Genomic DNA, 24,193 nt, shown 5'->3' with positions numbered 1-24,193 from the left:
CCGGCGCGGCACAGGATCGAGGCATGCCAGCCGACCCCACCACTCGCACCGCAGACCGCGCCGTCCTGCCCACGCGGCGTGGCGCCGTGCCCATGGCCGGGGTTGGCGCGATGCTCGCCAGCGGCCTTTCGACCCAGCTCGGCGCCGCGATCGGGTCGCTGGCCTTCCCGGTGCTCGGCCCTGTCGGCGTCGTCGCGGTCCGCCAGTGCGTCGCGGCGGCGGTGCTGCTCGCGGTCGGCCGGCCCCGCCTCCGGTCCTTCACCCGGCGCCAGTGGGGGCCGGTGCTGCTGCTCGCGGCCGTCCTTGGCGTGGTGAACCTGTCGCTCTACACCGCGATCGACCGGATCGGTCTCGGCCTGGCGGTGACCCTGGAGTTCCTCGGTCCGCTCACGATCGCGCTGGCCGGCTCGCGCAGACGCGTGGACCTGGGCTGCGCCGTACTCGCCGTGACGGGAGTCATCGTGCTGATGCGCCCGCGCCCCAGCGCCGATTACCTCGGCATGGGGCTCGCGCTGCTCGCGGCGGCCTGCTGGGCCGCTTACATCCTTCTCAACCGGTCCATCGGGCAGCGCGTCCCGGGGGCACAGGGCACGGCCGCCGCGGCGGGGCTGTCGGCCTTGGTTTACCTGCCCATCGGAGCCGGCGTCGTGGTGCACCACCCGCCGTCCGCCGGGGCGGTCGGTGCGGCTGTTGCGGCCGGGATCCTGTCCTCCGCAGTGCCGTTCCTCGCGGACTTGTTCACGCTGCGTCGCGTTCCCGCGGAGGCGTTCGGGTTGTTCATGAGCGTCAACCCGGTGTTCGCCGCCGTCGTCGGCGTACTCGTTCTGGGGCAGGAGCTGGATGTGGCCGCCTGGTTGAGCATCGCGGTGATCATCGCGGCCAACGCCATCAGCATTCTCGCGAAGCAACGTCCCGTAAGATCACTTCACCACCGCAAAGGAACCTCCCATGCCCGGTGTCACCCTCACCGATCATCGCTTCTCCGTCCCCCTCGACCATGATCGGCCGGAGGGCGAGCACATCGAGATCTACGCACGCGAGGTCGTGGCCACCGGACGCGAGCGCGAGCAGCTTCCCTGGCTCCTGTTCTTGCAAGGCGGCCCCGGCATGCTGCCGCCGCGCCCGGTCGGCCGGGACTCCTGGCTGGACCGCGCCCTCGACGACTACCGCGTCCTGCTGCTCGACCAGCGCGGCACGGGCCGCTCCAGCCCGATCACCCGGCAAACGCTCCCGGCCCGTGGCGAGCCCGCCGCGCAGGCCGGCTACCTAGCCCATTTCCGCGCCGACTCGATCGTGCGCGACGCCGAACTGATCAGGCGCGAACTGTCCGGCGCACCGTGGTCGGTGCTGGGCCAGAGCTTCGGCGGTATGTGCACCGTCACCTACCTCTCGTTCGCACCCGAGGGCCTGAGCGAGGCCATCATCACCGGCGGACTTCCCGGGTTGCGCGTCACCCCCGACGAGGTCTACCGCGCCACCTATCCGCGCGTGCACCGCAAGAACACCGCGTACTACCGCCGCTACCCGCACGACACCGCCTCGGTCCGCCGCATCGCCGCGCACCTGATCGAGCGCCCGGCCCTCTTGCCGGACGGATCCTCGCTCACCGTCGAGGCTTTCCAGTCGCTCGGGATGGTGCTCGGCACAAGCGACGGCGCGGACGTGCTGCACTACCTGCTCGAAGACACCTGGGCCGGAGCGGAGCTGTCCGACAGCTTCCTTGCCCGCGCCGCGGCTTTCCTCAGCTACGCCCAGCTGCCGCTGAACCCGCTCATGCATGAACTCACCTACGCCCAGCGCGGCACCGGCGCGACGAACTGGGCGGCTCAGCGGGTGCGCGGCGAGTTTCCCCAGTTCGACGCGCGCATGGGGTTGGCCGGGGACGACCCGGTGCTGTTCACCGGCGAGATGACCTACCCGTTCCACTTCGACCAACCCTGTCTCGCACCCCTGCGCGAGCCGGCCGAGGTGCTGTTCGCCCGCGGGGACTGGCCCGACCTCTACGACCCTCAGCGCTTGGCGGCGAACGACGTCCCCGTGGCCGCCGCCGTCTACCTCGACGACATGTACGTCGACGCCCGTCACTCGTTGCAGACCGCTGAGGCCATCGGGGGCCTACGGCTGTGGGCGACCAACGAGCACGAGCACGACGGGCTTCGCGTCAGTGGCGGACGCGTCCTCGACCACCTGCTGCGAATGCTGCACGACCAGATCTGAAGCGGAGCGCCAACCGGTTCGGCGGGTGTGTGCGACTTCGCCGCCCATGATGTGCGACCCCGTGATGCCATGACGCCGCTCAGCTTCGGTGCGCACTCCTCGCGATGCACGAAACAAGCCGCAGGCCGCCGGCCACGCCGGCGTCGGCGAGCACGACGGAGTACGGGGTCGGCCTCGCCGGCGGCTGCCCTCCGCCCTGCCAGGAGCGGAGGGCCCAGACCGTGCGCGGCCGGCAGATCGCGAAGCCGGATCGGCGCCTAACGTGCGTTCAAGGCCACGTCGATCAGCCGGTGGGGGCGAAGGGTCACCGGGCCGAGCAGGCCGGACGCGACCGTTTGGCCGCGCGTGTTGGCACCGGTGTTGGTGACCCGCACCCGGATCCGGTTGCGGCCGGGCCGTAGGGCGGCCGTCACGTCGAACCGGTACGGCGGCCACAGCCGTGACCCGAACGGTTTGCCGTTGACCTCGAGTTCGGCCACCTCGTGGACCTCGCCGAGATTGAGGGTCCACCGACGGCCGGCCACGGCGGTTGCCTCGAATTCCTTTTCGTACCAAGCCGAACCCGAGTACGCCGGGTCCAGTTCGGTCCAGGAGCCGAGCGGGCGCGTGCTCACCGGCGCGCCTGCCCGGTCGAAGTGGAACGCCCAGTCGCCCCCGAGCGGGACGGCCGTGAACGGATCGGAAACCGTCGCGCTGCCGGAGAACGTGCGTCCGCCGTCGGTCGCGGTGACCGTGACCGGTCCCGGTCCGGTCACGCGCAGCGTGGCGGTCGCGGCGCGGCCGTCGATCCGCACGCGGTCCACCGGTGCCGACGCGGACACCGCGTGCGCGGGTTCCGGCCCGGTGCGGAACACCACCAGCAGTGTTGCCTTCGGCTCCAGCCGCAGCACCACCGCCGTGCCTCCGCGGGGCTCGCCGCCGAACGGTGCCCGCCGCCACACGCCCGCCGGTGCCGTGCTGCCCGTGTCGGGGTCCCACACCTCGGGCACGCCGGTCGCCGGGAACGTCGCGGTGAGGTCCACGGCGTCGGCGCGCTCATTGAGCACCACGAACGTCGCGCCACCGGCGCCGTCGAGGCGCAGCACCCGGACGTCGTCGTGGCGTGGCTCCAGCACCGCCGCCGCGCCACCGGCTTCGGCGGCGGCCGCGGCCGCCGCCGGGTCGGCCACCCGGAGCACCGAGCGCGCGGTGAACAGCTCGTTCAACGCGGTGCGCAGGCCCGTGTCGTTGCCGCCGGCCTCGCGGCTCGGCGGCTCGCCGACGACGATCACCGTGCCCCCGCCGCGGACGAAGCGAAGCAGGGTGCGTACCGACCCGATCGCGAGGACGGGCGTCCGGGGCACCACCACGATCCGGTACGCCTGCTGCCCCACGACCAGCCGTGGCCCGCTCGGCCGGGCGTGCGTCACCAGGGCGGGGTCGGCGTCGAGCGCGCCTTCGTCGAGGAAGTCGAAGTCGACCTGGACGTCCTCCAGCGCGTGCGCGGTGGTCAGGAACGCCGTGTCGAGGCCGGCCATCGCCGGGGTGTCCTGTGTGGACTCGACCGCGCGTTGCGGCTGGAGCAGCGCGGTCCGGGCCTTCGCGGGCGCGCGGCAGGCTTCCATCAGCCGGCCGATCCAGTCGTTCAACGGCGCGGACACTCCCCACCACGGGTTGACCGGCTGGAACGGGGGAGGGTAGACGATCTGGTTCTCGTCGCTGAACCTCGCGTGCAGCAGCGTGTGGTTGACCCCGCGCACGGCGAAGGCCCCGACCACCTCGCGGATCAGCGCCGGCGTGACCGCCCAGCCGGTGCCGCCCATCGCCTCCAGGTAGACCCGTTCCAGCCCGAGCTGGTGCGCGGTGCTGGCCGGCCACCGGGACAGCGTGCGGTGGTAGCCGCGCTGGTAGTGGTCGAAGATCAGGTCGGTGCCCGGGACCTGCGCCCACTGGTTGGTGGTGTTCAGGTTGCCGGAGCTGCGCAGCTGTTCGCCCGGGCCGTACTCGTCCCACAGCGGGTTCGAAATCATCTTCAGGCCGTGCCCGGCCATCCAGCGGCCCTGGTTCCGGTAGTACGCGGCCGCGAACCGGTTGCTCACCGCGCGCCAGAAGACTCCGTGCAGCCGGAGGCCGGCCGGGCCGAGCTCGCTGTCGTGCACCGCGGTCAGCGCGATGCCCGGTGCCGTCCCGAGCCGGCGCAGTTCCGCGTCCAACGTGGGGGACCAGGGCACCGTGTTGAAGGGTCCGTCGGCCGAGGCCAGGTAGGGCTCGTCGTCGGCGAAGCCACGCAGGACCGCGCCTGCCGCCCACGGGAACCTGCGCACGTACTCGCCCGGCACGGCGTCCATGAACAGCCGCACCGCCTCGTCGTCGAGCAGGTCGAGGTAGGCGCGGCCGGTTCCGGTGGGGGTGCTCAGGGGACGGACGGTGAACAGGTCCAGCCGCCAGTGTCCGGCCGGCGGTGTCCACGTGCCGCCCGCGCGGGCCTGCTCGGTCAGGTCGATCAGCGCGGCGGGGTCGGTCGAAGACTCCGGCCGGGCGGCCGCGGCGACCAGTGGCAGGCCGGTCGCGGGCAGGTCGAAGGCGTCGAGCGCGGCCGCGCTGTCGAACGCCTCGGCGTACAGCACGCGGCCGTCCGGATCGCGCACGGTCAAGCTGTCCCAGGACGACCGCTGGCTCGCGACCGCGCGCACCCCGACCCGGCCGGTGGGGTACCGCAGGTCGGCCGGGGCCTGGGCGGCGCCGTCGAGCGACACCGTCAACGTCGTCTCCCGGACGCGTACCACCAGCTCGTGATCCGCGGCCGGGTCGAACCCCGGCACCGGCGAGCCGCTGCGGACCAGGCTGAACGCGCCGCCGGTCTGCTGCCAGACGTCCACCGCGCCGTCGGAACGCAGGTCGGCGAGGACACCGTTGCCCTCGTCGGCGCTGCGGACCATCAGCCCGGCCGTGGCGCTTTCGACCCGGACCTTCGCCACGACGTCGTAGTTCTGCCACTGCGCGCCCTCGCGCAGCAGTGTCACGCCGTCGCGGGTGGCGGCGTCGACCAGCAACCTGCCGTCCGACACCGACAGTCCCCGGCTCACCAGCGGCACCGGCACGCCGCCGTCGACGGTCAGGACCTGGTGTCCCACCCCCTTGAGCCGCAGGTCCGGCCGCGGCTGGTAGCTCCGGTCGCCGACCTTCCCGCCGTCGACGACGAGCCCGCCGGCGCGGCCGCTCGGGAAGTAGTCGTCGTTGAACAGCCACAGGTGCATGCCGTGCCGCTGGGCCTCGCGCAGGGTGAATTCGATGAGCGCGAACCAGTCCTCGGTGAAGAACGCCGGTTTCAGCGCCGCGGTGTCGAACGGGAACACCAGCACCTCGTGGATGCCTTTGTCGCGCAGGTCCGCCAACCCGGTGGCCACGAGGTCCGTGGTGACGGTGCCGTTCCAGAACCACAGCACGGTGGGCCGCGAGTCCGGGCGCGGATCGGCGAACCGCTTCGCGGGGTCCCCGGGTCCGGGCGCGGCCTCGGCCACCGGCCGGCCTCCGGCCGTTCCGACGATCACCGCGGCCGACGCGAGCGCGAGCACGTGCCGCCGGGACAACGCCGAGTCGCTTCCGGCCGTTCTTTCGCGCTCGCTCATCGGCTTCTCCTTGCTCGATTGGAACGGGAATTGACCGCATATTGAAACGATTCAATCAAACACCGTACGTGTTGCGAGTCGTATCAGTCAAGCAATGGCGGGGATGTTGTCCGGTCGGCGCCGGTTGTCATTCCGAGGTGTCGGGGGACCAGTCCTGGCACTTGTCATCGGGAAGTCGTTCTGCCTACTATGTCGTCCGCCGCCATTATTGAAACGATTCATATATTGGCGACGCCGACCGGTCAACGGAGATGAGGAACGCGATGGTTTCGCGCCTGCTGACGGCCTCGTCGGCCTCGCTGATCTTGCTGGTACTGGGAGTGACGCCCGCCGGGGCTTATCCGGTGGCTCCCCTCGGGGGCCTTCAGGCCGACCGGCTGCAGGTCGAACACCAAGTCGATCCGCTCGGTGTCGACGTGGCTCAGCCGCGGCTGGGCTGGGTGCTGAACGCCAGGGGGAGTGCCCGCCAATCGGCGTACCGGATTGCGGTGTCGACCGAGCGCGCCGGGCCGGCGAACGTCTGGGACAGCGGCGAAGTGCGGTCTTCGCAATCCTTCGACGTCCCTTACGCCGGGCCCGCGCTGCGACCGCGCACTCGCTATTTCTGGCGGGTCCAGGTGTGGGACGCCGCTCAGCGCGCTTCGCGGTGGAGTGACCCGGCGTGGTTCGAGACCGCGTTCCTGGCGCCCGGCCAGTTCCGGGGTGAGTGGATCGGCGCGCCGGCGGCTTCGACGCCGCCGTCGTTCGACGGGGCGAGCTGGATCTGGTATCCCGAAGGCAATCCGGCCGACTCGGCGCCGGCCGGGACGCGGTACTTCCGGCGCACCTTCGAACTGCCCGCCGGTGAGCAGATCACCGCGGCCCGGCTCGATCTCACCGCCGACGACAGCTTCACCGTCTACGTCAACGGACAGCGGATCGCCGCCTCGCCACCCGTGGCCGATTCATGGCGGACGGCGACCGTCGTCGACATCGCGGCCGCCCTGCGTCCCGGCCGCAACGTGATCGCCGCGCAGGCGGCCAACGCCGCGCCGGGTCCGGCCGGGTTCCTGGGCAAACTCCGGGTCGAGAGCGCGGGGGCCCCGGCCGACCTCAGCACCGACGGTGCCTGGAAGTCCGCCGACACCGCCCCGGCCGGTTGGCAGGAGCCCGGCTTCGACGACTCGGCCTGGCCCCAAGCGCTGGTCGCGGCCGCGTACGGGGCCGGTCCGTGGGGCAGCTCGGTCACCACGCCGCCCCCGCCGGAACCTCTGCTGCGCAAGGAGTTCACCGCGGACAAACCGATCCGATCCGCCCGCGCGTACGTCGCCGGTCTCGGCTACCACAAGCTCTACCTCAACGGCGGCCGGATCGGCGACCACGAGCTCGACCCGGCGTTCACCGTCTACGACAAGACCGCTCTTTACACGACGTACGACGTCACCGATGCCTTGCGAGCGGGCCGGAACGCGGTGGGCGTGAGCCTGGGACGCGGGTACTACGCGATGACGAACCCCGACGAGTGGGTGGCTTCGCCCTGGCACAGCGAGCCGAAGCTGAAGCTCGAGCTCGACATCACCTATCAGGACGGCAGCACCCAGCAGGTGATCAGCGGCAGCGGCTGGAAGGTCGCCGACGGGCCCACCCGCACGGAGTCGCTCTGGTTCGGCGAGTCCTACGACGCGCGGCTGGAGCAGCCGGGCTGGAACCGCCCCGGGTTCGACGACGCCGGCTGGCGGCAGGCATCGGCCGTGTCCGCCCCCGCGGGCACGCTCCGCGCCGAGGCGTTCCCGCCCGTCAAGGTGACCGACCGGCTGCCGGTCACCGCGATCACCGCGCCCAGCGCCGGCGTGCACGTCTACGACGTCGGCACCACCACGGCCGGCTGGGCGCGGGTCGCCCTGCGCGGGCCCGCCGGCGCCCAGGTGAAGATCACTTACGGCGAGAAGCTGCGTCCGGACGGCACCGCCGACAACACCGGCGGGTTCGGCATGCAGCTGCAGTCCTACACGTACACCCTCAAGGGTGACGGCCTGGAGAGCTACCAGCCCAGCTACAGCTACGCGGGATTCCGGTACGTCCAGATCGCCGCGCCGCCGGGAGTGACCATCGAATCGGTCACTCCGGAGCGGGTCCACACGGCGGTCGCCACCACCGGCGACTTCACCAGCTCCAGTCCGCTGCTCAACCGCTATGACGACGCCGAGGCGAACACGATCCTGAACAACCTGCACTCGGTCCCGACCGACACCCCGATGTACGAGAAGCGGCCCTACACCGCGGACGCACACCTCTCGGCCGACTCCGCGATTGCCCACTTCGACATGCGGGACTTCTACGAGAACTGGATGCGCGCGCACCGCGACGACCAGAACCCGGACGGGACGATCGGCCAGACGGTGCCCGCGACCGTGGGCGGCAAGCAGGTCACCGACCCGGTCTGGTCGGCGAGCTTCGTCCTGATCAACTGGGACCTCTACTGGTACTACGGCGACACCCGCCCGCTCGCCGACAACTACGGCGCGATGAAGGCCTGGCTCGGCCACTACGAGCAGGACATCGCCAAGACCGGGAACATCTACACGGGCTTCAGCTACGGCGACTGGCTCGCCCCGGGTGCCGCGTTCCCGCCCGAAGGCACCCGGCTCGCCGGCACCGCCTACCTCCACCAGACCGCCACGACGATGGCTCGGATCGCGCACGCCCTCGGCCATGACGACGATGCCAAGCACTTCGAAACCCTGGCGGCCACGATCGCGAACGCGCTCAACGCGACGTTCTTCGACAAATCGGCCGGCGCCTACTACGACGACCGCGCCGCCGGCTACCGCCAGACCTCCAACCTGCTGCCGCTGAGCCTCGGCATCGTCCCCGCGGCGGATCGCCCGGCCGTCGTCGCCCACCTCGTCGACGACATCAAGACGCGGGGAGTCCACCTGAACACCGGCGCGCTGGGAACGAAGCTCATCCTCCCGGCGCTCACCGACGCCGGTTACGGCGACCTCGCCTACCAGGTGGCCACGAATCCGGCGTATCCCGGCTGGGGGTACTGGTTCACCGCGCTGGGCGCCACCACGATGTGGGAGGAGTGGCCGGCCACCTCGCGTTCGCACGACCACGCCTTCCTCGGCACCGTCGACGACTGGCTCTACCAGCGCGTCGCGGGGATCCAGCCGGCGGCGCCCGGCTACACGACGGTCAAGATCCAGCCCTACCCGGTCGGCGACCTGACGAACGCGTCGGCGCACGTCGAATCCCCGCTGGGCCGGGTGAGCTCGGCTTGGACCCGCGACCACGGGCGCTTCACCCTGCGCACCGGGGTGCCCGCCGGAGCGACGGCCGAGATCTTCGTTCCCGCGCGGGACGGCCGCGCCGTCCAGGCGCCGCCGGAGGCGAGGTTCGAGGGCTTCCGCGACGGCTACGCGGTCTTCCGCGTCGGCTCGGGCGACCAGGTGTTCCGCTCCGCCCTGTGAGGGAGGGGGTTGCGGTCCTACGCGGGTGTCGAGAGTGACTTGACGGCGTCGTCGATCTCCAGGTCGATCAGGCGCTGGGCGTCGATGCTCTGGTCGTCGAACATGCCGGTGAGTTCGAGGCTGACGATCCCGTGCACCCGCGTCCAGACCACGATGGCGACGCGGGCCACCCGAGCGCTCGTGTCCGGCCGCTCCTGCGACCGGGCCCACTTGTTCAATTGCCCGTCGAGTGCCCGGTCGCCACTGGTGTTGTCCGCGGGCGAGCCGTTTCCGACGGCGGTGAGCAGGTCGATCAGCAGCGCCATCGCCTGGTCGAGCGGCGTCGGCCCGGGGGCGTCGGCGGGCAGGTCCTCGCCGCGTTCGCCGAAGAGCATCCCGTAGCGCCGCCGGTGCCGCAGCGCCCAGTCGCGGTAGGCGGTGACCAGCAGCCCGATCCGCGCGCGCGGTGCTCGTCTGCTGCCCTGCACCGCCTGCGCCATGGCGTCGGTGAGCTGCCGGTAGGACAGGGTGATCAGGTGGGTCACCAGCGCGTCCCGTGACGCGAAGTAGCGGTAGACCGCCGGCGCGGACATCGCCATGCTCCGGGCCAGTGCCGCGATCGACAGTGCGTGGACGCCTTCCGCGTCGATGATCGCGAACGAGTTGTCCTCGATCTCCTGCAGCGTCTGGGCGCGCAGCCGTTCACGTCGGCTCGGCTTCGGCGGTTCTCCGGTCATCGCCGCATCCTAACGGACCGTCGCACTGTTGCCGGGTACATCGCCGCGCAACGCACCCTAACGCCCGTGGCGCGATCGTCACGCCGTGCCGCAGGCTGTCCACCATGGTTTCGACCTCGCTGCGGTAGAGCAGGCCGGGATCGATGCCGGTGCCCACCGTGTGCTGCGCCAGTTCCAGGCTGATCAGTCCGTGCAGCCTGCTCCACCAGACCAGCCCGAAGTGCAGTACGCCGGCCGGGTGCCCGCGTTGACCCGGGCCGTCGTTCCAGCGGTGCAGCTGCGCGCGCAGCGGGGCCGGGATCGCCGCGTCGGGGGGAGCGCCGGCTTCGGCCACGACGTCGAGGAGCACGTTCATGCTCCGCTGCGCGGCCGAGGCGACGCAGCCGTGGGGGGACTCGCAGGCCAGGCGATAGGCGTGGGGCTGGGCCAGCGCCCACTCCCGGTACGCGACGGCGACCGCCCGCAGCCGCGACGCGGGCGTGGTGGCGCCCGCCGCGGCGGCCTCGAGGGTGCAGGCCAGCGCCAGGTGCGCGTCGACGGCCAGTTCGGCGAGCAGTTCGTCCCGGCCGGCGAAGTAGCGGTACAGCGCGGGGGCCGACATCGCCATGGTGCGCGCGATCGCGGCCAGCGACAGCGCCTCCGGTCCGCCCGCCCGCACCTGGGCCATGGCCGCTTCCTTGATCTCGGCCACGGTCCGGCGCCGGTACCGGTCACGTCGGGTCAGCTGCTGCTCGGGCATCACGAGAACCTCATTCCGCGTTATGGGTTGACTCAGTATGACATGTCAATGCATAGTTACGATCATTAACAGAGCGACAAAGAGTCGCTGAGGCCGAGGAGTTCGCCGTGACCGAGAACAACGCCACCACCGTCACCGAGGTGGTCCTGCCGGGCAAGGTCGAGCCCGCCGGCCTGCAACTGGCCCGGCGCACGCTGCCCGCCCCCGCGGCCGGTCAGGCGCTCGTCCGCGTCGAGTCGACGGCCGTGTCCGCCGCCGAGACCGCCATGCGCCGGGCTCGCTACGTGCCGCAGCCCCCGTTCCCGTTCGTGCCGGGCTACGACCTCGTCGGCGTCGTCGAGGCCGTCGGGCCAGGCGTGGACCGCGCGCTCGTCGGCCGCCGGGTCGCCGCTTTGACCAAGACGGGCAGCTGGGCCACGGCGGTCCTCCTGACCGCCGCCGACCTGGTCGAGGTGCCCGACGGGATCGACGCGGACGACGCCGAGACCGTGATCGTCAACGGGCTGACCGCCTACCAGATGCTGCACCGCGTCGCGAAGGTGCAAGCGGGGCAGACCGTGCTCGTGCTGGGCGCGGGCGGCGGTGTGGGCACCATCCTGGTGCAGCTCGCCTGGCACGCCGGCGCCCGGGTGATCGGCACGGCCAACCCGCGCCACCACGAGGCGCTGCGCGCGATGGGCGTGGAGCCGGTCGACTACCGCGATCCCGAATTGGCCGCGCGGGTGCGGACGCTGGCCCCGGACGGGGTGGACGCCGTGTTCGACCACCTCGGCGGGGACAGCATCGATACCTCGTACCGGCTGCTCAACCGCACCGGAACCCTGGTCTCCTACAGTCTCGCGAGCAAGATCGACGAGACCGGCCCGGTGCTGCCCGTCTTCCTGAAGCTGGTGGCGAAGCTGGCGTTCTGGAACTCCCTGCCCAACGGCAAGCACGCGAGCTTCTTCAACGTCTGGACCGGTGCGGGCAAGCCGGACTCGGCCAAGCGCGCCGAGTTCCGGACCCGGATCCGCACCGACCTCCGGCACGTCTTCGGCCTGCTGCGCGACGGCGTGCTCACCGCGAAGATCGCCGCCCGCTTCCCGCTGGCCGAGGCGGCCGCGGCCCTGGAGATGTCCGAAAGCTCCGGCCGGACCGCCGTCGGCAAGATCATCCTGGTGCCCTGAAAGTTCTCTCTTTCCGCCTCCAGCAAGGAAAACGTCGATGCACGACAGACCTGCCACCCGCCGCGCCTCGGTGGCGCTCGCCGCCGCCGCGATCGCTCTCGTCCTGGGCGCACTGGTGTTCGTGATCGGCGAAACCGTCGCCGCCGCCGCGTGGACGACGCCGGGCTACAGCTACAGCGCCAACTTCGTGAGCGACCTGGGCAACCCGCAATGCGGCCCCTACGGCGGCCGGGTGGTCTGTTCCCCGGCCCACACCCTGATGAACACGGCGTTCGTCGTCCAGGGTCTCCTCGTCGGAGCCGCCTCCTGGCTGCTCGGACGGGTCCTGCCGCACCGGTCCCGGGTCCTGGTGCGCGGCCTCGGCGTGGCCATCGCCGCGGGGTTCGCGCTGATCGGCATCGTGCACAGTTCGACGGCGGCTTCGGCGGACGGCACGCTGTGGCTGCACTACCTCGGTGCCACGGTGGCCATCCTGGGTACCAACACCTTGGCCGTCCTCCTCGGCCGGCAGTGGCCACGGCTCCGGATCCCCGCGGCAGTGGGTCGCGCCGGAGTCGTCCTGGGCGGAGCCGGACTCGTCGCCGCGGTGACCTGGCTCGCGACCTTCACGCTCCTGCCGCCCGGCATCCTCGAACGCACCGCCATCTACGCCTTCGTGCTGTGGCAGCTGCTCCTCGGCGGCTTCCTCCTGCACGTCACGCAGCCGGTGCGCCTGCTGCTCGAACGCTCTTCCGGCGCGCCGCGGCGCTAGTACTACAGGGACACTTGTGTGCGTGACCTGGGGAAAGTCACCGTTTGCCGTGGCTGGTGTCGTGAGTGGCAATTCGGGTTCTAACCCGAATTACCACTCACGACCAGCTGCGGCAGACCGGCAGGCCGGCGTCCAGGATTGTCCTGGCCGGCCATCTTCGGCCGCACCGAACAAAGATCTCGCCCTGCAGTACTAGCCGTCGTGCCAGTCCCTTTCACCACTCCCTTTCACCGCAGTCCCTTTCATCACAGTGAGGAAACCACCATGAAGATCTCCGCAGTGAAGCGCGTCCTGGCCGTTCTCGCCGTCGCCGTTGTCGGTGTCACCGCCCTGAGCGGCAGCGCGTCCGCCGACCACCGCCAACCCGGGCACGGGCGTCCTGGCATCGTGGCGGCCTGGGCGTCGGCGTGGAGCGGTACCGACCCGCAGGCGCTGGCGAAGCTGTTCACCGCCGACGCCACCTACACCGACTTCGGCGTCAACGTGGTCTCGACGGGCCGGGACGGGGTCGCGTCCTGGAAGCAGCGCACCGACCTGTTGATCGCAAACGTGCACGTCACGGTCAAGGAGTCGTTCCGCGACCGCGACCACATCGCCGTCGAGACCGTCTACTCGGGACAGATCCACGGTGCGCCGGCACCGTTCGCGGTGCCCGCCACGACGATTCTCGAACTGCGGCGGGGCCTGATCGTCAGCGACCGGGACTACTACAGCCTCGCCACGCTGCTGGCCCAGTCCGGCCTGCCCGCCACCTGGACCCCGCCGACCTCCTGACGGGAGGCGGCAGCGGCGGCGGGATGCCCTGACCACAACTTTGCCTCAGCCCTGGCTGCCGATCAGCGGCCAGGGCTCTGGGCTTCGTCTCCAAGTACCGCGTTCAGCAGGCCGGGGAAACGCGCCTCCATGTCGTCGCGGCGCACATTGACGATCCGCTTGCGTCCCTCCGCGACAGTGCTGATCAGGCCCGCTTCCCGCAGGACGCGGTAGTGATGGGAGATCGTCGGGCTGCTCAGGCCCAGGCCGGCGGTCTCGACGATGATTGCGCAGTCGACCGGCTCCGGACTGCGGTACAGCTCGGTCATCAACGCTCGCCTGCCCGGTTCGGCGAGCGCGCCGAGGATGACCGTGAGGTCGAAGGAGTCGATCGAGGGCTCGGGTAACGCGCGCGGCATCCAGCTCCTTGTTCGATCATTTGACGTCCATCGAAGTATAGCTTACCGTGACACCTTGTGATACTTCGACAAGCATCAAACGATATGTCGGCAGTGTGGCCACTCACCGTCGGAACGCTCGGATCGGTCCTGATCGAAGGAGACACCGTGCCGAGTGCCTCCGGGGAGCCGACCCGATGACCGGCGTACTCGTGACCGGCGGCACCGGAAAAACCGGCCGCGAGCTGGTGAACCTGTTGCGCGACAGCGGCGTTCCGGTTCGAGTGGCCAGCCGCAACCCGGCCGCCGACGACCCCGATGCGATCCGGTTCGACTGGACTGATCCGGCCACCCATCCGGCCGCGCTGAACGGACACGACCGGGTCTTCCTGGTGCCGCCGGTGCAGAGCGTGGACCCCATGCCTTTGGTGGGACCGTTCCTGACCGAGGCGCAGCGGCTCGGCGTCCGCAAGGTGGTCCTTCTCGGCTCCGCCATCCCCCTCGCCCCCAAAGCACTGGACCTGGCCGGCCAGGTCGAGGCCCAGCCCGGCGGGGTCGTGCTGCGCGCGTCCGGGTTCATGCAGAACTTCGTGCCCCCGCACCCGCTGGGCCGGCGGATCCGGCGAGACGGTGAGATCCGCACCGCCGCCGGTGACGGCCGGGTGGCGTGGATCGATGCGCGCGACATCGCGGCAACCGCCGCCGCCCTGCTGTCCGATCTCGACGCCGTCCCCGGCGATCAGCACGACTACCTGCTCACCGGCCCGCAGGCACTGAGCTACCCGGAGGCGGCCGCGATCATCACCGCCGTGACCGGACGGCCGGTCCGGGTAGCCCACGCCGGCGCGGACGAGCAGGCAGCCGACCTGCGGGCCGCGGGCATACCCGCAGAGTTCGCCACGATCCTCGCCGCCGCCGACGCCGGCGTCCCGGCCGGCCGGGAAGACGAGCTCAGCACCGCGGTGCTCGCCCTGACCGGCCGGCCGCCCCGCACTTTCACCCAGTTCGTCCAAGAACACGCGGCCCGGTGGGCGACACCGGCCGCGTGAATCCAGTCATCAGCCGCTGTTTCTCTCGTGGCCGGACCGTCCGGCGCCAGCACAGCGGAGCGGGAGAGCTCGATTTCGCCACCTAGGTTACTGCTAATCTAAATTATGTTAAGCTACTTGCTGCTGAGCCAGTCGGGGCTACCGTGTCCGTGGTGATCGTCGGCGAGGGAAGGGAAGCGATGGGGCTGCGGCGGGTGTTCGACGACCTGGTCCGCTTCGAGACGGCCCTGTGGAACACCGTGGACGTCCGGCTCAAGCAGGAGTGCGGGGTGCCGCTGGGCAACCTCAACGCGATGATGATCATCGCGGCCACACCCGGGTGCCGGGTTCAGGACATCGCCGCCGCGCTGGAGATCACGGTCGGCGGGACCAGCCAGGCAGTGGATCGCCTCGAAAAGCTCGGCCACTGCGTCCGCCGCCCGAACCCCGCCGACCGCCGGTCCTCCGTCATCGAGCTCACCGCCGCGGGGCAGGAAGTGCTGGAGAGGGCCGGGACGGTCTTCGACCGGGAACTCGAGAAGTTCCTGCGCGTGCCACTGTCGGTTGCCGCCCTCGACTCTCTCGGCGCCGCGCTCGCCACGCTTCGTGCCGCCGCGTCCGGCGAACCGATCAGGGCTCTATCCGCTGGGGCGCAGCGCTCCAGCGACGACCAGTGATGCGGCCTGCTTGAGCTTGCGGGTGGTAAGGCTGATCTCGTAACCGGCGACCCCGGGCAGTGCGGCGATCGTCGTGGTCAAGTGGTGATAGAGGTCGTGATCGTCGCGGCAGACGAGGACGGCGACGACGTTGTGCCGGCCGGTCGTCGCGGCCGTGAACACCACCTGCGGGTCGGCGGCCAGTGCCGTCCCCAATTCGTCGATGTACGCGGGCGTGACCGACAGCCACAGCACAGCCTGCGTGGTGAACCCGAGCTGCTCCGGGAGCACGTCGACGTCGAGCACCAGGGTCCCTGCTCGTTCGAGGACACCGATGCGGTGGGCGACCCGGTCCTGGCTCCACCCGGTCGTCGCCGCCAGCGTCGCGTAGTCCGCCCGGCCATCCTCAGCCAGCGCCGCCAGCAGCGGCGCGTCTTCCGGCCCTGGAAAGATCACCGCTCCGGTGCGCGGACGCCGGGTGGCCTCCAGCGCGCTGCGTTGCTCCTCGTCGAGGCCGTCGGGGAAACCGGTCCAGTCGTCGGATGCGCCGGGGCTGCCGTACCGGTGGAACGCCAGGTGCACCGAGACGTCGAGGACGGCAGTCGCTCGCGGCAGTCGCTCGAGCAGCAGATCGGTGCCGGCCCCTGAGGCAGGCGAGTGGATGAGGCACACGATCTCCGCGCCCCCCGCCGAAAGATGCACGAACTGGGCTTCGGGGTAACGGGCGATGGCTTCGGCGACGGACACGATCCGGCTGGGCAGGCACCGGATCCGCGCGAAGAATGCCCGGCCTGCTCCGTCGGCCGCCGGCCTCCGGCCGATCACCCGGATCACGCCGTTTTCGCGTAGCTTTCGGTAACGGCGGCCGACGGTCTGTTCAGAGACGCCCACTACCTGTGCCACCACGGAGAACGGCGCACGAGGTGAACACTGCAGGGCGTGGATCACCTGGCGATCTATCCGGTCGATCACGGAACGATTGTGCCACTCGAATCGAGATGTCATTGCGTGAGTGGGTTCTGGGCCATGCGTTGTTCGCCGATGCGTGCCGCGGACCGCACGACGTCGAATCCATAGGAGAGCATGGTCTGCTCGTAGCCGGCGAGCGCGCTCGGCAGCTCGCGGTGCCCGGCGGCGACTGCTGCGAGGGCTCGCCCCAGCAGTGCTCCGTCGCGCATGGCGACGTTGGCGCCACGACCGAGCGTAGGGGTCATGGCGTGGATGGCGTCCCCCAGGAGCGTGACGTTGGTGGGCTCGTCCAGCCCGTGCGGAACGCTGGTGGACATCCGGACCGAAAAGAACGACTCGGGATCAGCCACGTCGAAGAGCTCCGTGACGGTCTGGGGCCAGTCGCGGACGGTGTAGGCGGCGAGACTACGGAGGTCGTGGCGGGAACGAGCAGTCGCTGCCTCGGCGAGCCGGGGGAAGTGTTCATGTCGGCCGCCGACGATGCACACGAGGTAGTCCTCGCGCGGGATCATCGCCATCCCGGGGGTGAGCTCGGCCGCGGCCTGGCCGGGCGGTTGGGGGAAGCGGACCGAGCCCAGGCCGAGGAAGACCTTCCGCGAGTCGGCGGCGATGGTGAAGATATCGGTCAACACCGGGTCCGGAACGAGCGGCTCTGCGGCCTTCAACGGCAAGCGCCCGTAGATCGCGGTGATGCCGGCGTCGACCGCGTCGTGGCCGGGCGCACGCCGGCGGCGGACGGCGGAGCGGATCCCGTCGGCGCCCACAAGGACGTCCCCGCGAGCGGACGTGCCGTCGGCGAAGTACGCGGTGACTCCCTTGCCGTCGGTTTCGTAGTGCGTGAGCGCCTTGTTGTAGTGCACGGCGTCCTCGACGTCGTGGAGAAGGATTTGCCGGAGCGTCGCGCGGTCGACGTTGGCGTGTCCGACCGGGACCGGATGGTCGGGCCACGTCGCCGGATCGTGCTCGTCGACAGTGGGGAGGCGCTTGATGACCGAGAGGTCGGTGTCGAGGATCGTCGTGAATGGCTCGGTGCGTTGCGCTGTGGCGTCGAACACGGCCTGGTGCGCCGGCGGGAGTACTTCGGCGACAGTGTTCAGCGCGTCGGCGTCGAGATGTAGCCGGTAGCCTTGTGGACGGTCCCATGGGCTCGAGTCGCGCTCGAACAGCGAGACGTCGACGCTGTGGCCGCGGAGCGACTGTGCGAGCGTCAGCCCGCCGAGTCCGGCGCCGGCGATGAGGACTTTGAGGGTGTTCACGATGGCTCGGCTCCCGGGTAGAGCTCCGTGGCAAAGCGTTCCATCAGCTCTGCGAGGACATCGCGGTCGAGCCGAGCTGAGCCGCGGGTGAGCGCTTGCAGCTCACGGAAGTAGTCGATGTACTTTTGCGGCGAAACGGTGCACAGCATGAGCGCTGGTTCGCCGGCCGCGTTTCCGAATCCGTGCGGAGTGCCCATCGGCGCGCTGAAGAAGCCGCCTGCCGAGACGTCGGCCACGAGGTCGGCGCTGGCGAACCGGACTGTTCCTTGCACGACGTAGAACGTCTCATCGTGAGCGCGGTGGACGTGTTGCGGCGGTCCCGCCCAGCCGGCGGGCAGCCGACACTCGAGTACCCCCAGGCGCCGGCCGACGACGCTGCCGTCCTCGAGCACGCGGTTCACGACGCCGCCTGCGGCGTGCAGGAGTTCCCCTTCGTCCGGCTGTACCAACCGCCGGGTGAACGGTTGTGGCATGGACATCACGGGCTCCTGGATCGATGGTCTGTGGGCGTCGAAACGATCGCCGTGGCCTCATCATCGGCTCCGTGACCGCCGCTCGCCGCAAAGATCACCTCAACTGCCGGATATCCGCCAACCTGCGCCCTGGATCCCCGAGATCCGTCCATGTGTGCTCGATCAAGACGTCAGATCTTCCACGTTGAGAACAGCGCGGACCTGGCCGGCGTCGAGCCGGACGTCGAACGCGGGACTGCGCCGGCCGATGCGATGGCCGGCGTCGAGCGAACCGATGTCGACCGTGTCGAAGCCGATCTGGTCCACCACGGCCGCCACGGTGGCTTTCGCCTCGGTGTCGTCCCCGGCCATGGGCAGTGCCCGCCGCCCCGGCGAACCTGTCGGTTGACCGTGGTCACGGAGGTGCTCGTAGTAGATGGTGTTGAACATCTTGACCACCTGGCTCCGCGAGAGCTTGGCGGCGAGCAGCTCGGTGTCGGTGGTCAGCTCGTCGTCGAGCGGGCGAATGGGCCCGTCGCGTTCCGGGTCGTAGTTGCCGGTGTCGATGACCACCTTGCCGGCCAGCAGGTCGGCGGGGAGATCCTGATAGGCGCGGACGGGGACGCTGACCACGACCAGTTCCGCGGCCCGGGCGGCTTCGGCGACCGTAGCGGCGTGTGCGTGCTCACCGAGCGGGGCAACCAGGCCCGTCAGGCTCTCCGGGCCGCGGGTGTTCGCCAGCCACACTTCGTGCCCGGCCTTCACCAACAGCGCGGTGAGCGTGCCGCCGATTTGCCCGGCTCCGATGATCCCGATCTTCATCGCGCCGTGACCGCCTTTGTCATGGGCGCGGACCTGGCGCCGGTCACCCAGTCCTTGGTGGCGGCCAGGCCGTCGACGTGCGACACGATGGGTTTGTATCCGAGTTCGGCAACAGCCTTGTCGGTCCGCAAGATGCACGGTTGCCCCAGGAACCACCGGTCCGGTACGGGTACTTCGCGGGCGGCGGTCTCGGTGTCCATGTCGGCCGGCGACGCAGGGACGCCGTAGATGTCGAAGATGGTCTCCATGAATTCGCGGAAGACGACGCGATGCCGGTCGGTGATGAAGTAGGCCTGGCCTGGGCGACCCAGCCGCCATCCGAGCATCAGGCCTTCGACGACGTTGTCGACGTAGGTGACATCCGTCGTCTGCCGACCGCCGTCGATCCAGGCGAATTGCCCGGCCCGGGCCGCTTCGGCCAAGCCGTCGATGAGGAAGCTTTCCGGACCCCAGACGAACCTCGGCCGGATCGACACCGTGGCGAAGCCGGATGAATTCGCGTCCAGCACGATCTTCTCGGCGATGGCCTTGGTCGCGCAGTAGGAGGCCGCCGAGTCCGGCCGAAGTGGTGCGGTCTCGTCGATGTCGACCAGCGGATCACCGGCGAGAAGTGCGGCTTCGGTCCCGCAGTGGACGAAGCGGGCAACACGCCCCGCGTGTGCCGCGTCGACGACCGCCTGGGTGCCTTGCACCGTCACGTATTCGTGACGGGCGCGATCTGCGGCGATGTCCGTCTCGGCAGCGAGGTGGAAGACCACCGCACTACCCTCCACCTCATGCCGCCATGCGGCCGGATCGTTCAGCTCGCCCCGCACCGGCGTGGCGCCGAGTGAGGCGACCAAAGCTGCCGACGCTTCGCTGCGTACCAGCACCCGGACCGCATTGTCTTCCTTGACCAGCCGGCGCACCAGTGCTCGGCCGATGAACCCGGAACCACCTGTGACGAATACCTGATCCACGGGTTGTCTCCCTTTGCCGATCTCCGGCCGGGCCTCTCGCGCGGACGGTGCAAGTCAGTAGAGCAACAGGCGGCGCCTGCACATTCCCTCAATGAGATTCATGTTTCTGATGCCAGGTATATGATTAATGGATGGCTTCGCTGAGGGCGTTGGAGTGTCTCGTCGCGGTTGCGGACACCGGGTCGATCACGCAGGCCGCGCGGCTGCTGCACTCGTCGCAGCCCGCCGTCTCCCATCAGCTCGCCACGCTGGAACGGGAGACCCGGACGCTCCTGGTGCGTCGCGAACGTCGCGGCGTCACATTGACGCCCGCGGGGCGGGCCGCCGTCGAGGACGCCAGACGAGCGGTCACCGCCGCCGCGGCCGCGGTCAGGTCCGCCCGCGCGACCGGGGAGGCGGCCGGCGGGACGCTGCGGCTGGCATGCGCGCAGAGCCTGTGCGTGCCACTGGTGGCACCGATCATCCGACAGTGGCACCGTCATCATCCGGAGGTGCGGATCACCCTGCGGGAATCCGCCAAGATGGCCGAGCTGGTCGGATTGCTCGACTTCGGAGAGGCCGACCTGGTCCTGGCACCGGCTCCCGTGCCCGATCGCCTTGCGGCCGCTGCCGTCACGGTGGCCGAGGAAGAGATCGTGCTCACGACGTCGACCGGTCACCGCCTGGCCGACCAGCCGACCCTGCGGCTGGCGGATCTCGACGGCGCCCCGCTCGTGCACTTCGCACCGGACAACGGTCTCAGTGCATGGCTCGACCGATCGCTGGCCGAGGCCGGAGTGCGCCCGGAACCGGTGATGAGAACGTCGGTGACCACCGCGGCGCCGCAGCTCGCGGCCGCCGGCATCGGCGTGGCCGTATCACCGATCAGCGCGGTCAGCCCCGGATTGCCGGGTGCCGTCAGATCGTTCTCGCCGCGCTGGTTCAGGCAATTGGTCGCACTGCGGCCCGCCAAGCCGGAACCGCTCACCGACCGGTTCATCGAGGACGTGCGAACCCGCGGCGTACACGTGCCCGAGGACATCCGAATCCAGCTCGCCGAGGACGACTCCCGGCCGCGGACATCTCATCGGTGACAACCGGGTGACCTGCCGACAAGTGGCTGCAGGGCGATCCCGCGTAGCTGCCCGGCGATGGCGACCGCGACATCGTCGGGCCTCAGGCCGGGATCGATGACACCGGCCTCGACGTCGACGCGCAGGTCGGCGCGGAAGGTGTCGCCGCGCTCGCGGAATAGGTGACCACGTCTGGAGTCTGGCAAAATAACTTGCGTGTCGCCCAACAAGTATGTGTAAGGTGGGTGACGTATCCAGTACCCCGCTGCAGGAGGCTTGTGATGATCGAAATCGACGACCGCGCACTCGACGCTCTGCTGGCCGATGACCCGGGTGGTCCGGTCGTGATGCTCAACCTGTTGCGCTTCCGCCCGGACGGCGGCCGTGAGAGCTACCAGCGCTACGCGGAGGCACTCGGCCAGTCGATCAACGCCCGCTACGGTGTGAGCCTGGAGTATTTGGGCGACGGCGGGCGAGCGCTGGTCGCCGAGGACGGACAAGCCTGGGACATGGTGGTGCTGGTCCGCTACCCGGACCGGCAGGCGTTCGCGGCCATGATCGGCGATCCCGACTACCAGGCGGCGGCTCACCTGCGCAGTGAAGCGCTGGTGGAATCGGTGCTGCAGCCGACCACGCCGTTCGCTGTCTGATGCCCGCGGTCTTCGTCCACGGGAACCCGGAGACGACGGCGGTCTGGGAGCCGTTGCTGGCCGAGCTCGCGGGCGTCCGGTCCGACCTGATCTGCCTGTCGCCGCCCGGTTTCGGCGCGCCGCTGCCCGCCGGGTTCGGCGCCACCCAGGCGGATTACCGGGACTGGCTGGTCGGGGAGCTCACGGCGTTGGGGGAGCCGGTGGACCTGGTCGGGCACGACTGGGGCGGTGGCCACGTGATGAACGTGGTGCTGAGCCGCCCGGACCTCGTGCGCAGCTGGGTCAGCGACGTGCTCGGGATCTACGACCCCGGCTACCGGTGGCACGAGCCGGCCCGCCTTTGGCAGACCCCGGATGTCGGCGAAGCCGATGTCGTAGCGCGGTTCGGCGGTACGGCCGAGGAGCGTGCGGGGGTGTTGGCGGAGCGGGGAATGGAGCGGCGGGTCGCGGCTCGCGTCGCGGCCGGGCAGGACGCGGCGATGGGCCGAGCGGTCCTCGCGCTGTACCGCTCGGCCGCCGATCCGGGCACGCTCGGGCTCGGGCTGGATTTGGAGCGTGCGGCGGCGCGTCCGGGGCTGGCGATCCTGGCCACCGCGGACCAGGTCGTCGGCACCGAAGAACAGCGCCGGCGAGCCGCCGCCCGTGCCGGTGCCCAGGTGGTGGTTCTCGAAGGCTTGGGCCACTGGTGGATGACCGAAGACCCGGCTCGTGGCGCTGCGGTCCTGACGGGCTTCTGGGCAACGGTCCCCTGAGTGTGGACCGTTGCCCGGCCAATCCGCCCCGGCCCTCGATCCGGCTGGTTCCGCAGCGATGCCGCACCGGGAACGCTGTCCAGAAAAGACGCCACCAGCGGCGCCGGCTGCCGGCGGAACTCTCCGGCCGGTACCTGCCAGTGCGTGGTGGCGATCTCGTGAGGAAGGTCAGATCAAGGTGTGCCGCAGACCCTGCTGCTCGGAGGACCACTTAGCACTAACTAGATTAGGTCTAATCTAGTTAGTGCTATCATACTGTGACAGCGGCCCCGTAAGCGTCGCCACCACCTGCGGACAGGACGATCATGAGCAAAGCGCAGCGCGTAGCGATCCACGAACTCCTCCGGAACGCAGACTTCGATCTGGGCGGCGACGTCGTCACCCAGCGATCCCTGCTGGAGCAAATGCTCACTGCCCATCCCTTGCCGGACGATGTCCGCACCGCCACCGGCGATCTCGGTGGCGTGCCCGTCGTGTTCGCAAACCTGGCCGGCGTGGACGCCTCCGGAGTGCTTTTCCACCTGCACGGCGGCGGGTTCGCTCTCGGCTCGGCCACCGGGTCGGTCGGCCTGGCCATGAGCCTGGCCCGCCTGGCCGGACTGAGCATCGTTGCGGTCGACTACCGCCTGGCTCCGGAGAACCCGTATCCCGCCGCCGTCGAGGACGTGGTCAACGCGTACCGCGCCCTCCTCGAACGCGAAGGAGGCGCGGCGAACATTGTCGTGACCGGTGAGTCGGCCGGCGGGAACCTCGCGGTCGAGCTACTCCTGGCCATCCGATCGGCAGGGCTCGCGCAGCCGGCTGCAGCCGTGCTGTTCTCTCCGATGACCGACCTGACCGTAAGCGGGGAGAGCTTCCGCACCAAAGCCACCGCTGATCCGAACATCACCGCGGCGGCCATCCGCACCAGGGTCGCCGACTACCTGATCGGCACCGACGTCGATCCGGCCGACCCGAGGGTCAGCCCCATCTTCGCCGACCTGGCCGGCCTGCCCCCGCTTCTTGTCCAAGCGGGGTCAAACGAGGTTCTGCTGGACGACGCCACTCGCCTGGCGGTCCGGGCCGCAGCCGACAACGTGCCGGTGATCCTGGACGTCGTCCCCGACGTGCCGCATGTCTTCCAGGCGTTCGCTGCCGTGCTGGAGGAAGGCACCGCGGCTCTCGACCGAGCCGGCCGGTTCATTCGCGGTCACCTACGTGGCCAGCCGTCTTCGGTGACCAGTTCGGGTCGCGGCCGGTAAAAGCGACGAGCCGGTCCAGGACGGCAGCGTTGGGTTCTACGGGGAATTCGTGGTCGAATGCCATGCCGGGACCGCGCCACTCCGGCCTGATGATCTGCCGGTAGAAGGCGAGTGCATGTGCGGAGGTTTCGTCTGCCGGCTCCCAGGGCAGGCCGGCCGCGCGGGCCAGATCCCAGCCGTGGGTTATGACCTCGATCAGCACCATGTCGACGACCATTGCACCGGGGAAGGATCCACCCAGTTCGGACACGTTCACGACAGCCGCCGCCACGCCGGAGTCCAGTGCCGACCGCAGTGTCGCCGAGAGGCGCGGGAGAATTGCGTCGAGCTCGTCCGGCCCGGAGTAGTGGTGGGGATCGGCCCCTCGCTGCCCGGCATCCGGGTCACGGAAAGCGCCCTCGAAGTAGGTCAGTCCGCCGGTGAGGTGCCGCCGAACTCCTTGCACGTCGAACCCGCCGCACGGGGTGGGAAGGGCCTTCTGCTCTTCGGAGGACGAGGCGGCGGCTACCCGCGCCAGATCGTCGAGCACTACAAAGATCATGTCAGGATCTCCTTG

At 70.1% G+C, this 24,193-nt stretch carries 23 protein-coding genes and 1 pseudogene; 12 read left to right on the top strand and 12 right to left on the bottom strand.

What is annotated here, in order from left to right; genetic code table 11:
- The first annotated feature begins 23 nt into the window (after window positions 1-23).
- Both ACLJQF_RS11735 and ACLJQF_RS11730 read left to right on the top strand, forming a co-directional pair.
- The gene (locus tag ACLJQF_RS11735) at window positions 24-1,001 is read left to right on the top strand and encodes an EamA family transporter (protein WP_410608290.1); all 978 of its coding nucleotides are present in this window, start codon (window positions 24-26) and stop codon (window positions 999-1,001) included.
- A complete protein-coding gene (locus ACLJQF_RS11730) occupies window positions 949-2,217 on the top strand; it encodes an alpha/beta fold hydrolase (protein WP_410608289.1) in 1,269 nt (422 codons plus the stop codon). The genes ACLJQF_RS11735 and ACLJQF_RS11730 overlap by 53 nt, the downstream gene beginning before the upstream one ends.
- A gap of 257 nt (window positions 2,218-2,474) precedes the next feature.
- Here ACLJQF_RS11730 and ACLJQF_RS11725 read toward each other — a convergent pair whose 3' ends face one another.
- Window positions 2,475-5,825, bottom strand: coding sequence for a glycosylhydrolase-like jelly roll fold domain-containing protein (locus tag ACLJQF_RS11725; protein WP_410608288.1), 3,351 nt, complete (start codon window positions 5,823-5,825; stop codon window positions 2,475-2,477).
- Between the two features lie 263 nt (window positions 5,826-6,088).
- On the opposite strand from ACLJQF_RS11725, the gene ACLJQF_RS11720 reads away from it, so the two are divergent.
- Window positions 6,089-9,277, top strand: a complete 3,189-nt coding sequence (locus tag ACLJQF_RS11720) for a family 78 glycoside hydrolase catalytic domain (protein ID WP_410608287.1) — start codon at window positions 6,089-6,091, stop codon at window positions 9,275-9,277.
- Between the two features lie 17 nt (window positions 9,278-9,294).
- Here the strand turns inward: ACLJQF_RS11720 and ACLJQF_RS11715 are convergent, their stop codons facing one another.
- Together ACLJQF_RS11715 and ACLJQF_RS11710 are read right to left on the bottom strand one after the other, a co-directional pair.
- Window positions 9,295-9,993, bottom strand: a complete 699-nt coding sequence (locus ACLJQF_RS11715; protein ID WP_410608286.1) for a TetR/AcrR family transcriptional regulator — start codon at window positions 9,991-9,993, stop codon at window positions 9,295-9,297.
- Entirely contained in the window at window positions 9,959-10,732 is a 774-nt protein-coding gene (locus ACLJQF_RS11710; protein WP_410608285.1) for a TetR/AcrR family transcriptional regulator, read from the bottom strand. The genes ACLJQF_RS11715 and ACLJQF_RS11710 overlap by 35 nt, the downstream gene beginning before the upstream one ends.
- 107 nt (window positions 10,733-10,839) lie before the next feature.
- On the opposite strand from ACLJQF_RS11710, the gene ACLJQF_RS11705 reads away from it, so the two are divergent.
- The 3 genes from ACLJQF_RS11705 to ACLJQF_RS11695 all read left to right on the top strand — a co-directional run bounded on the left by ACLJQF_RS11705 (window position 10,840) and on the right by ACLJQF_RS11695 (window position 13,423).
- The gene (locus ACLJQF_RS11705; RefSeq protein ID WP_410608284.1) at window positions 10,840-11,898 is read left to right on the top strand and encodes a zinc-binding dehydrogenase; all 1,059 of its coding nucleotides are present in this window, start codon (window positions 10,840-10,842) and stop codon (window positions 11,896-11,898) included.
- Between the two features lie 37 nt (window positions 11,899-11,935).
- Window positions 11,936-12,649 carry a DUF998 domain-containing protein gene (locus ACLJQF_RS11700; protein ID WP_410608283.1) on the top strand — a complete coding sequence of 238 codons (714 nt, stop codon included), beginning with the start codon at window positions 11,936-11,938 and terminating at the stop codon, window positions 12,647-12,649.
- A 264-nt stretch (window positions 12,650-12,913) separates the two neighbouring features.
- Window positions 12,914-13,423, top strand: a complete 510-nt coding sequence (locus ACLJQF_RS11695) for a nuclear transport factor 2 family protein (protein ID WP_410608282.1) — start codon at window positions 12,914-12,916, stop codon at window positions 13,421-13,423.
- A 62-nt stretch (window positions 13,424-13,485) separates the two neighbouring features.
- Here the strand turns inward: ACLJQF_RS11695 and ACLJQF_RS11690 are convergent, their stop codons facing one another.
- Entirely contained in the window at window positions 13,486-13,821 is a 336-nt protein-coding gene (locus ACLJQF_RS11690) for an ArsR/SmtB family transcription factor (protein WP_410608281.1), read from the bottom strand.
- A gap of 176 nt (window positions 13,822-13,997) precedes the next feature.
- On the opposite strand from ACLJQF_RS11690, the gene ACLJQF_RS11685 reads away from it, so the two are divergent.
- Window positions 13,998-14,849, top strand: a complete 852-nt coding sequence (locus tag ACLJQF_RS11685; RefSeq protein ID WP_410608280.1) for an NAD(P)H-binding protein — start codon at window positions 13,998-14,000, stop codon at window positions 14,847-14,849.
- A 152-nt stretch (window positions 14,850-15,001) separates the two neighbouring features.
- Window positions 15,002-15,505: a MarR family winged helix-turn-helix transcriptional regulator gene (locus ACLJQF_RS11680; RefSeq protein WP_410608279.1), complete on the top strand. Its 504-nt coding sequence runs from the start codon at window positions 15,002-15,004 to the stop codon at window positions 15,503-15,505.
- Here the strand turns inward: ACLJQF_RS11680 and ACLJQF_RS11675 are convergent.
- The 6 genes and pseudogenes from ACLJQF_RS11675 to ACLJQF_RS11650 form a co-directional block, all read right to left on the bottom strand.
- Window positions 15,467-16,318, bottom strand: coding sequence for an Lrp/AsnC family transcriptional regulator (locus ACLJQF_RS11675; protein WP_410608382.1), 852 nt, complete (start codon window positions 16,316-16,318; stop codon window positions 15,467-15,469). The two genes, ACLJQF_RS11680 and ACLJQF_RS11675, sit on opposite strands and share 39 nt — an antisense overlap.
- A gap of 3 nt (window positions 16,319-16,321) precedes the next feature.
- A pseudogene (locus ACLJQF_RS11670) lies at window positions 16,322-16,489 on the bottom strand (AsnC family protein); the annotation flags it as partial.
- The gene (locus ACLJQF_RS11665) at window positions 16,486-17,709 is read right to left on the bottom strand and encodes an FAD-dependent oxidoreductase (RefSeq protein ID WP_410608278.1); all 1,224 of its coding nucleotides are present in this window, start codon (window positions 17,707-17,709) and stop codon (window positions 16,486-16,488) included. The gene ACLJQF_RS11665 and the pseudogene ACLJQF_RS11670, both read right to left, overlap by 4 nt.
- Window positions 17,706-18,188, bottom strand: a complete 483-nt coding sequence (locus tag ACLJQF_RS11660) for a cupin domain-containing protein (protein ID WP_410608277.1) — start codon at window positions 18,186-18,188, stop codon at window positions 17,706-17,708. Before ACLJQF_RS11660 ends, ACLJQF_RS11665 begins: the two co-directional genes overlap by 4 nt.
- 156 nt (window positions 18,189-18,344) lie before the next feature.
- Window positions 18,345-18,983 (bottom strand): NADPH-dependent F420 reductase, encoded by a 639-nt coding sequence (locus ACLJQF_RS11655; protein ID WP_410608276.1) that lies wholly within the window; start codon window positions 18,981-18,983, stop codon window positions 18,345-18,347.
- Window positions 18,980-19,942 (bottom strand): NAD-dependent epimerase/dehydratase family protein, encoded by a 963-nt coding sequence (locus tag ACLJQF_RS11650; protein ID WP_410608275.1) that lies wholly within the window; start codon window positions 19,940-19,942, stop codon window positions 18,980-18,982. The genes ACLJQF_RS11655 and ACLJQF_RS11650 overlap by 4 nt, the downstream gene beginning before the upstream one ends.
- 131 nt (window positions 19,943-20,073) lie before the next feature.
- Between ACLJQF_RS11650 and ACLJQF_RS11645 the strand changes: the two genes are divergently transcribed.
- On the top strand, window positions 20,074-21,015 hold the full coding sequence (locus ACLJQF_RS11645) for a LysR family transcriptional regulator (RefSeq protein ID WP_410608274.1): 942 nt from the start codon (window positions 20,074-20,076) through the stop codon (window positions 21,013-21,015).
- Here ACLJQF_RS11645 and ACLJQF_RS11640 read toward each other — a convergent pair.
- Window positions 21,006-21,221: a hypothetical protein gene (locus tag ACLJQF_RS11640; protein WP_410608273.1), complete on the bottom strand. Its 216-nt coding sequence runs from the start codon at window positions 21,219-21,221 to the stop codon at window positions 21,006-21,008. The two genes, ACLJQF_RS11645 and ACLJQF_RS11640, sit on opposite strands and share 10 nt — an antisense overlap.
- 54 nt (window positions 21,222-21,275) lie before the next feature.
- Between ACLJQF_RS11640 and ACLJQF_RS11635 the strand changes: the two genes are divergently transcribed.
- The 3 genes from ACLJQF_RS11635 (at window position 21,276) to ACLJQF_RS11625 (ending at window position 23,637) form a co-directional block, all read left to right on the top strand.
- Window positions 21,276-21,644, top strand: coding sequence for a DUF1330 domain-containing protein (locus ACLJQF_RS11635; RefSeq protein WP_410608272.1), 369 nt, complete (start codon window positions 21,276-21,278; stop codon window positions 21,642-21,644).
- The gene (locus tag ACLJQF_RS11630; protein ID WP_410608271.1) at window positions 21,644-22,396 is read left to right on the top strand and encodes an alpha/beta fold hydrolase; all 753 of its coding nucleotides are present in this window, start codon (window positions 21,644-21,646) and stop codon (window positions 22,394-22,396) included. Before ACLJQF_RS11635 ends, ACLJQF_RS11630 begins: the two co-directional genes overlap by 1 nt.
- A 305-nt stretch (window positions 22,397-22,701) precedes the next feature.
- Window positions 22,702-23,637 (top strand): alpha/beta hydrolase, encoded by a 936-nt coding sequence (locus ACLJQF_RS11625; RefSeq protein WP_410608270.1) that lies wholly within the window; start codon window positions 22,702-22,704, stop codon window positions 23,635-23,637.
- Here the strand turns inward: ACLJQF_RS11625 and ACLJQF_RS11620 are convergent.
- Window positions 23,576-24,178, bottom strand: a complete 603-nt coding sequence (locus tag ACLJQF_RS11620; protein WP_410608269.1) for a TIGR03086 family metal-binding protein — start codon at window positions 24,176-24,178, stop codon at window positions 23,576-23,578. The two genes, ACLJQF_RS11625 and ACLJQF_RS11620, sit on opposite strands and share 62 nt — an antisense overlap.
- Window positions 24,179-24,193 lie beyond the last annotated feature (15 nt).

The organism is Amycolatopsis sp. lyj-109 (assembly GCF_046548995.1).
Lineage (GTDB): Bacteria > Actinomycetota > Actinomycetes > Mycobacteriales > Pseudonocardiaceae > Amycolatopsis.
The sequence above is the reverse complement of the archived record's forward strand: the minus strand, read 5'-3'. Positions and strand labels throughout refer to the sequence as shown.

Coding starts and splice junctions, on each gene's coding strand:
- ACLJQF_RS11735 (WP_410608290.1), top strand. CDS start 24: ATGCCAGCCGACCCCACCACTCGCACCGCAGACCGCGCCGTCCTGCCC.
- ACLJQF_RS11730 (WP_410608289.1), top strand. CDS start 949: ATGCCCGGTGTCACCCTCACCGATCATCGCTTCTCCGTCCCCCTCGAC.
- ACLJQF_RS11725 (WP_410608288.1), bottom strand. CDS start 5,825: ATGAGCGAGCGCGAAAGAACGGCCGGAAGCGACTCGGCGTTGTCCCGG.
- ACLJQF_RS11720 (WP_410608287.1), top strand. CDS start 6,089: ATGGTTTCGCGCCTGCTGACGGCCTCGTCGGCCTCGCTGATCTTGCTG.
- ACLJQF_RS11715 (WP_410608286.1), bottom strand. CDS start 9,993: ATGACCGGAGAACCGCCGAAGCCGAGCCGACGTGAACGGCTGCGCGCC.
- ACLJQF_RS11710 (WP_410608285.1), bottom strand. CDS start 10,732: ATGCCCGAGCAGCAGCTGACCCGACGTGACCGGTACCGGCGCCGGACC.
- ACLJQF_RS11700 (WP_410608283.1), top strand. CDS start 11,936: ATGCACGACAGACCTGCCACCCGCCGCGCCTCGGTGGCGCTCGCCGCC.
- ACLJQF_RS11695 (WP_410608282.1), top strand. CDS start 12,914: ATGAAGATCTCCGCAGTGAAGCGCGTCCTGGCCGTTCTCGCCGTCGCC.
- ACLJQF_RS11690 (WP_410608281.1), bottom strand. CDS start 13,821: ATGCCGCGCGCGTTACCCGAGCCCTCGATCGACTCCTTCGACCTCACG.
- ACLJQF_RS11685 (WP_410608280.1), top strand. CDS start 13,998: ATGACCGGCGTACTCGTGACCGGCGGCACCGGAAAAACCGGCCGCGAG.
- ACLJQF_RS11660 (WP_410608277.1), bottom strand. CDS start 18,188: ATGTCCATGCCACAACCGTTCACCCGGCGGTTGGTACAGCCGGACGAA.
- ACLJQF_RS11655 (WP_410608276.1), bottom strand. CDS start 18,983: ATGAAGATCGGGATCATCGGAGCCGGGCAAATCGGCGGCACGCTCACC.
- ACLJQF_RS11645 (WP_410608274.1), top strand. CDS start 20,074: ATGGCTTCGCTGAGGGCGTTGGAGTGTCTCGTCGCGGTTGCGGACACC.
- ACLJQF_RS11635 (WP_410608272.1), top strand. CDS start 21,276: ATGATCGAAATCGACGACCGCGCACTCGACGCTCTGCTGGCCGATGAC.
- ACLJQF_RS11630 (WP_410608271.1), top strand. CDS start 21,644: ATGCCCGCGGTCTTCGTCCACGGGAACCCGGAGACGACGGCGGTCTGG.
- ACLJQF_RS11625 (WP_410608270.1), top strand. CDS start 22,702: ATGAGCAAAGCGCAGCGCGTAGCGATCCACGAACTCCTCCGGAACGCA.
- ACLJQF_RS11620 (WP_410608269.1), bottom strand. CDS start 24,178: ATGATCTTTGTAGTGCTCGACGATCTGGCGCGGGTAGCCGCCGCCTCG.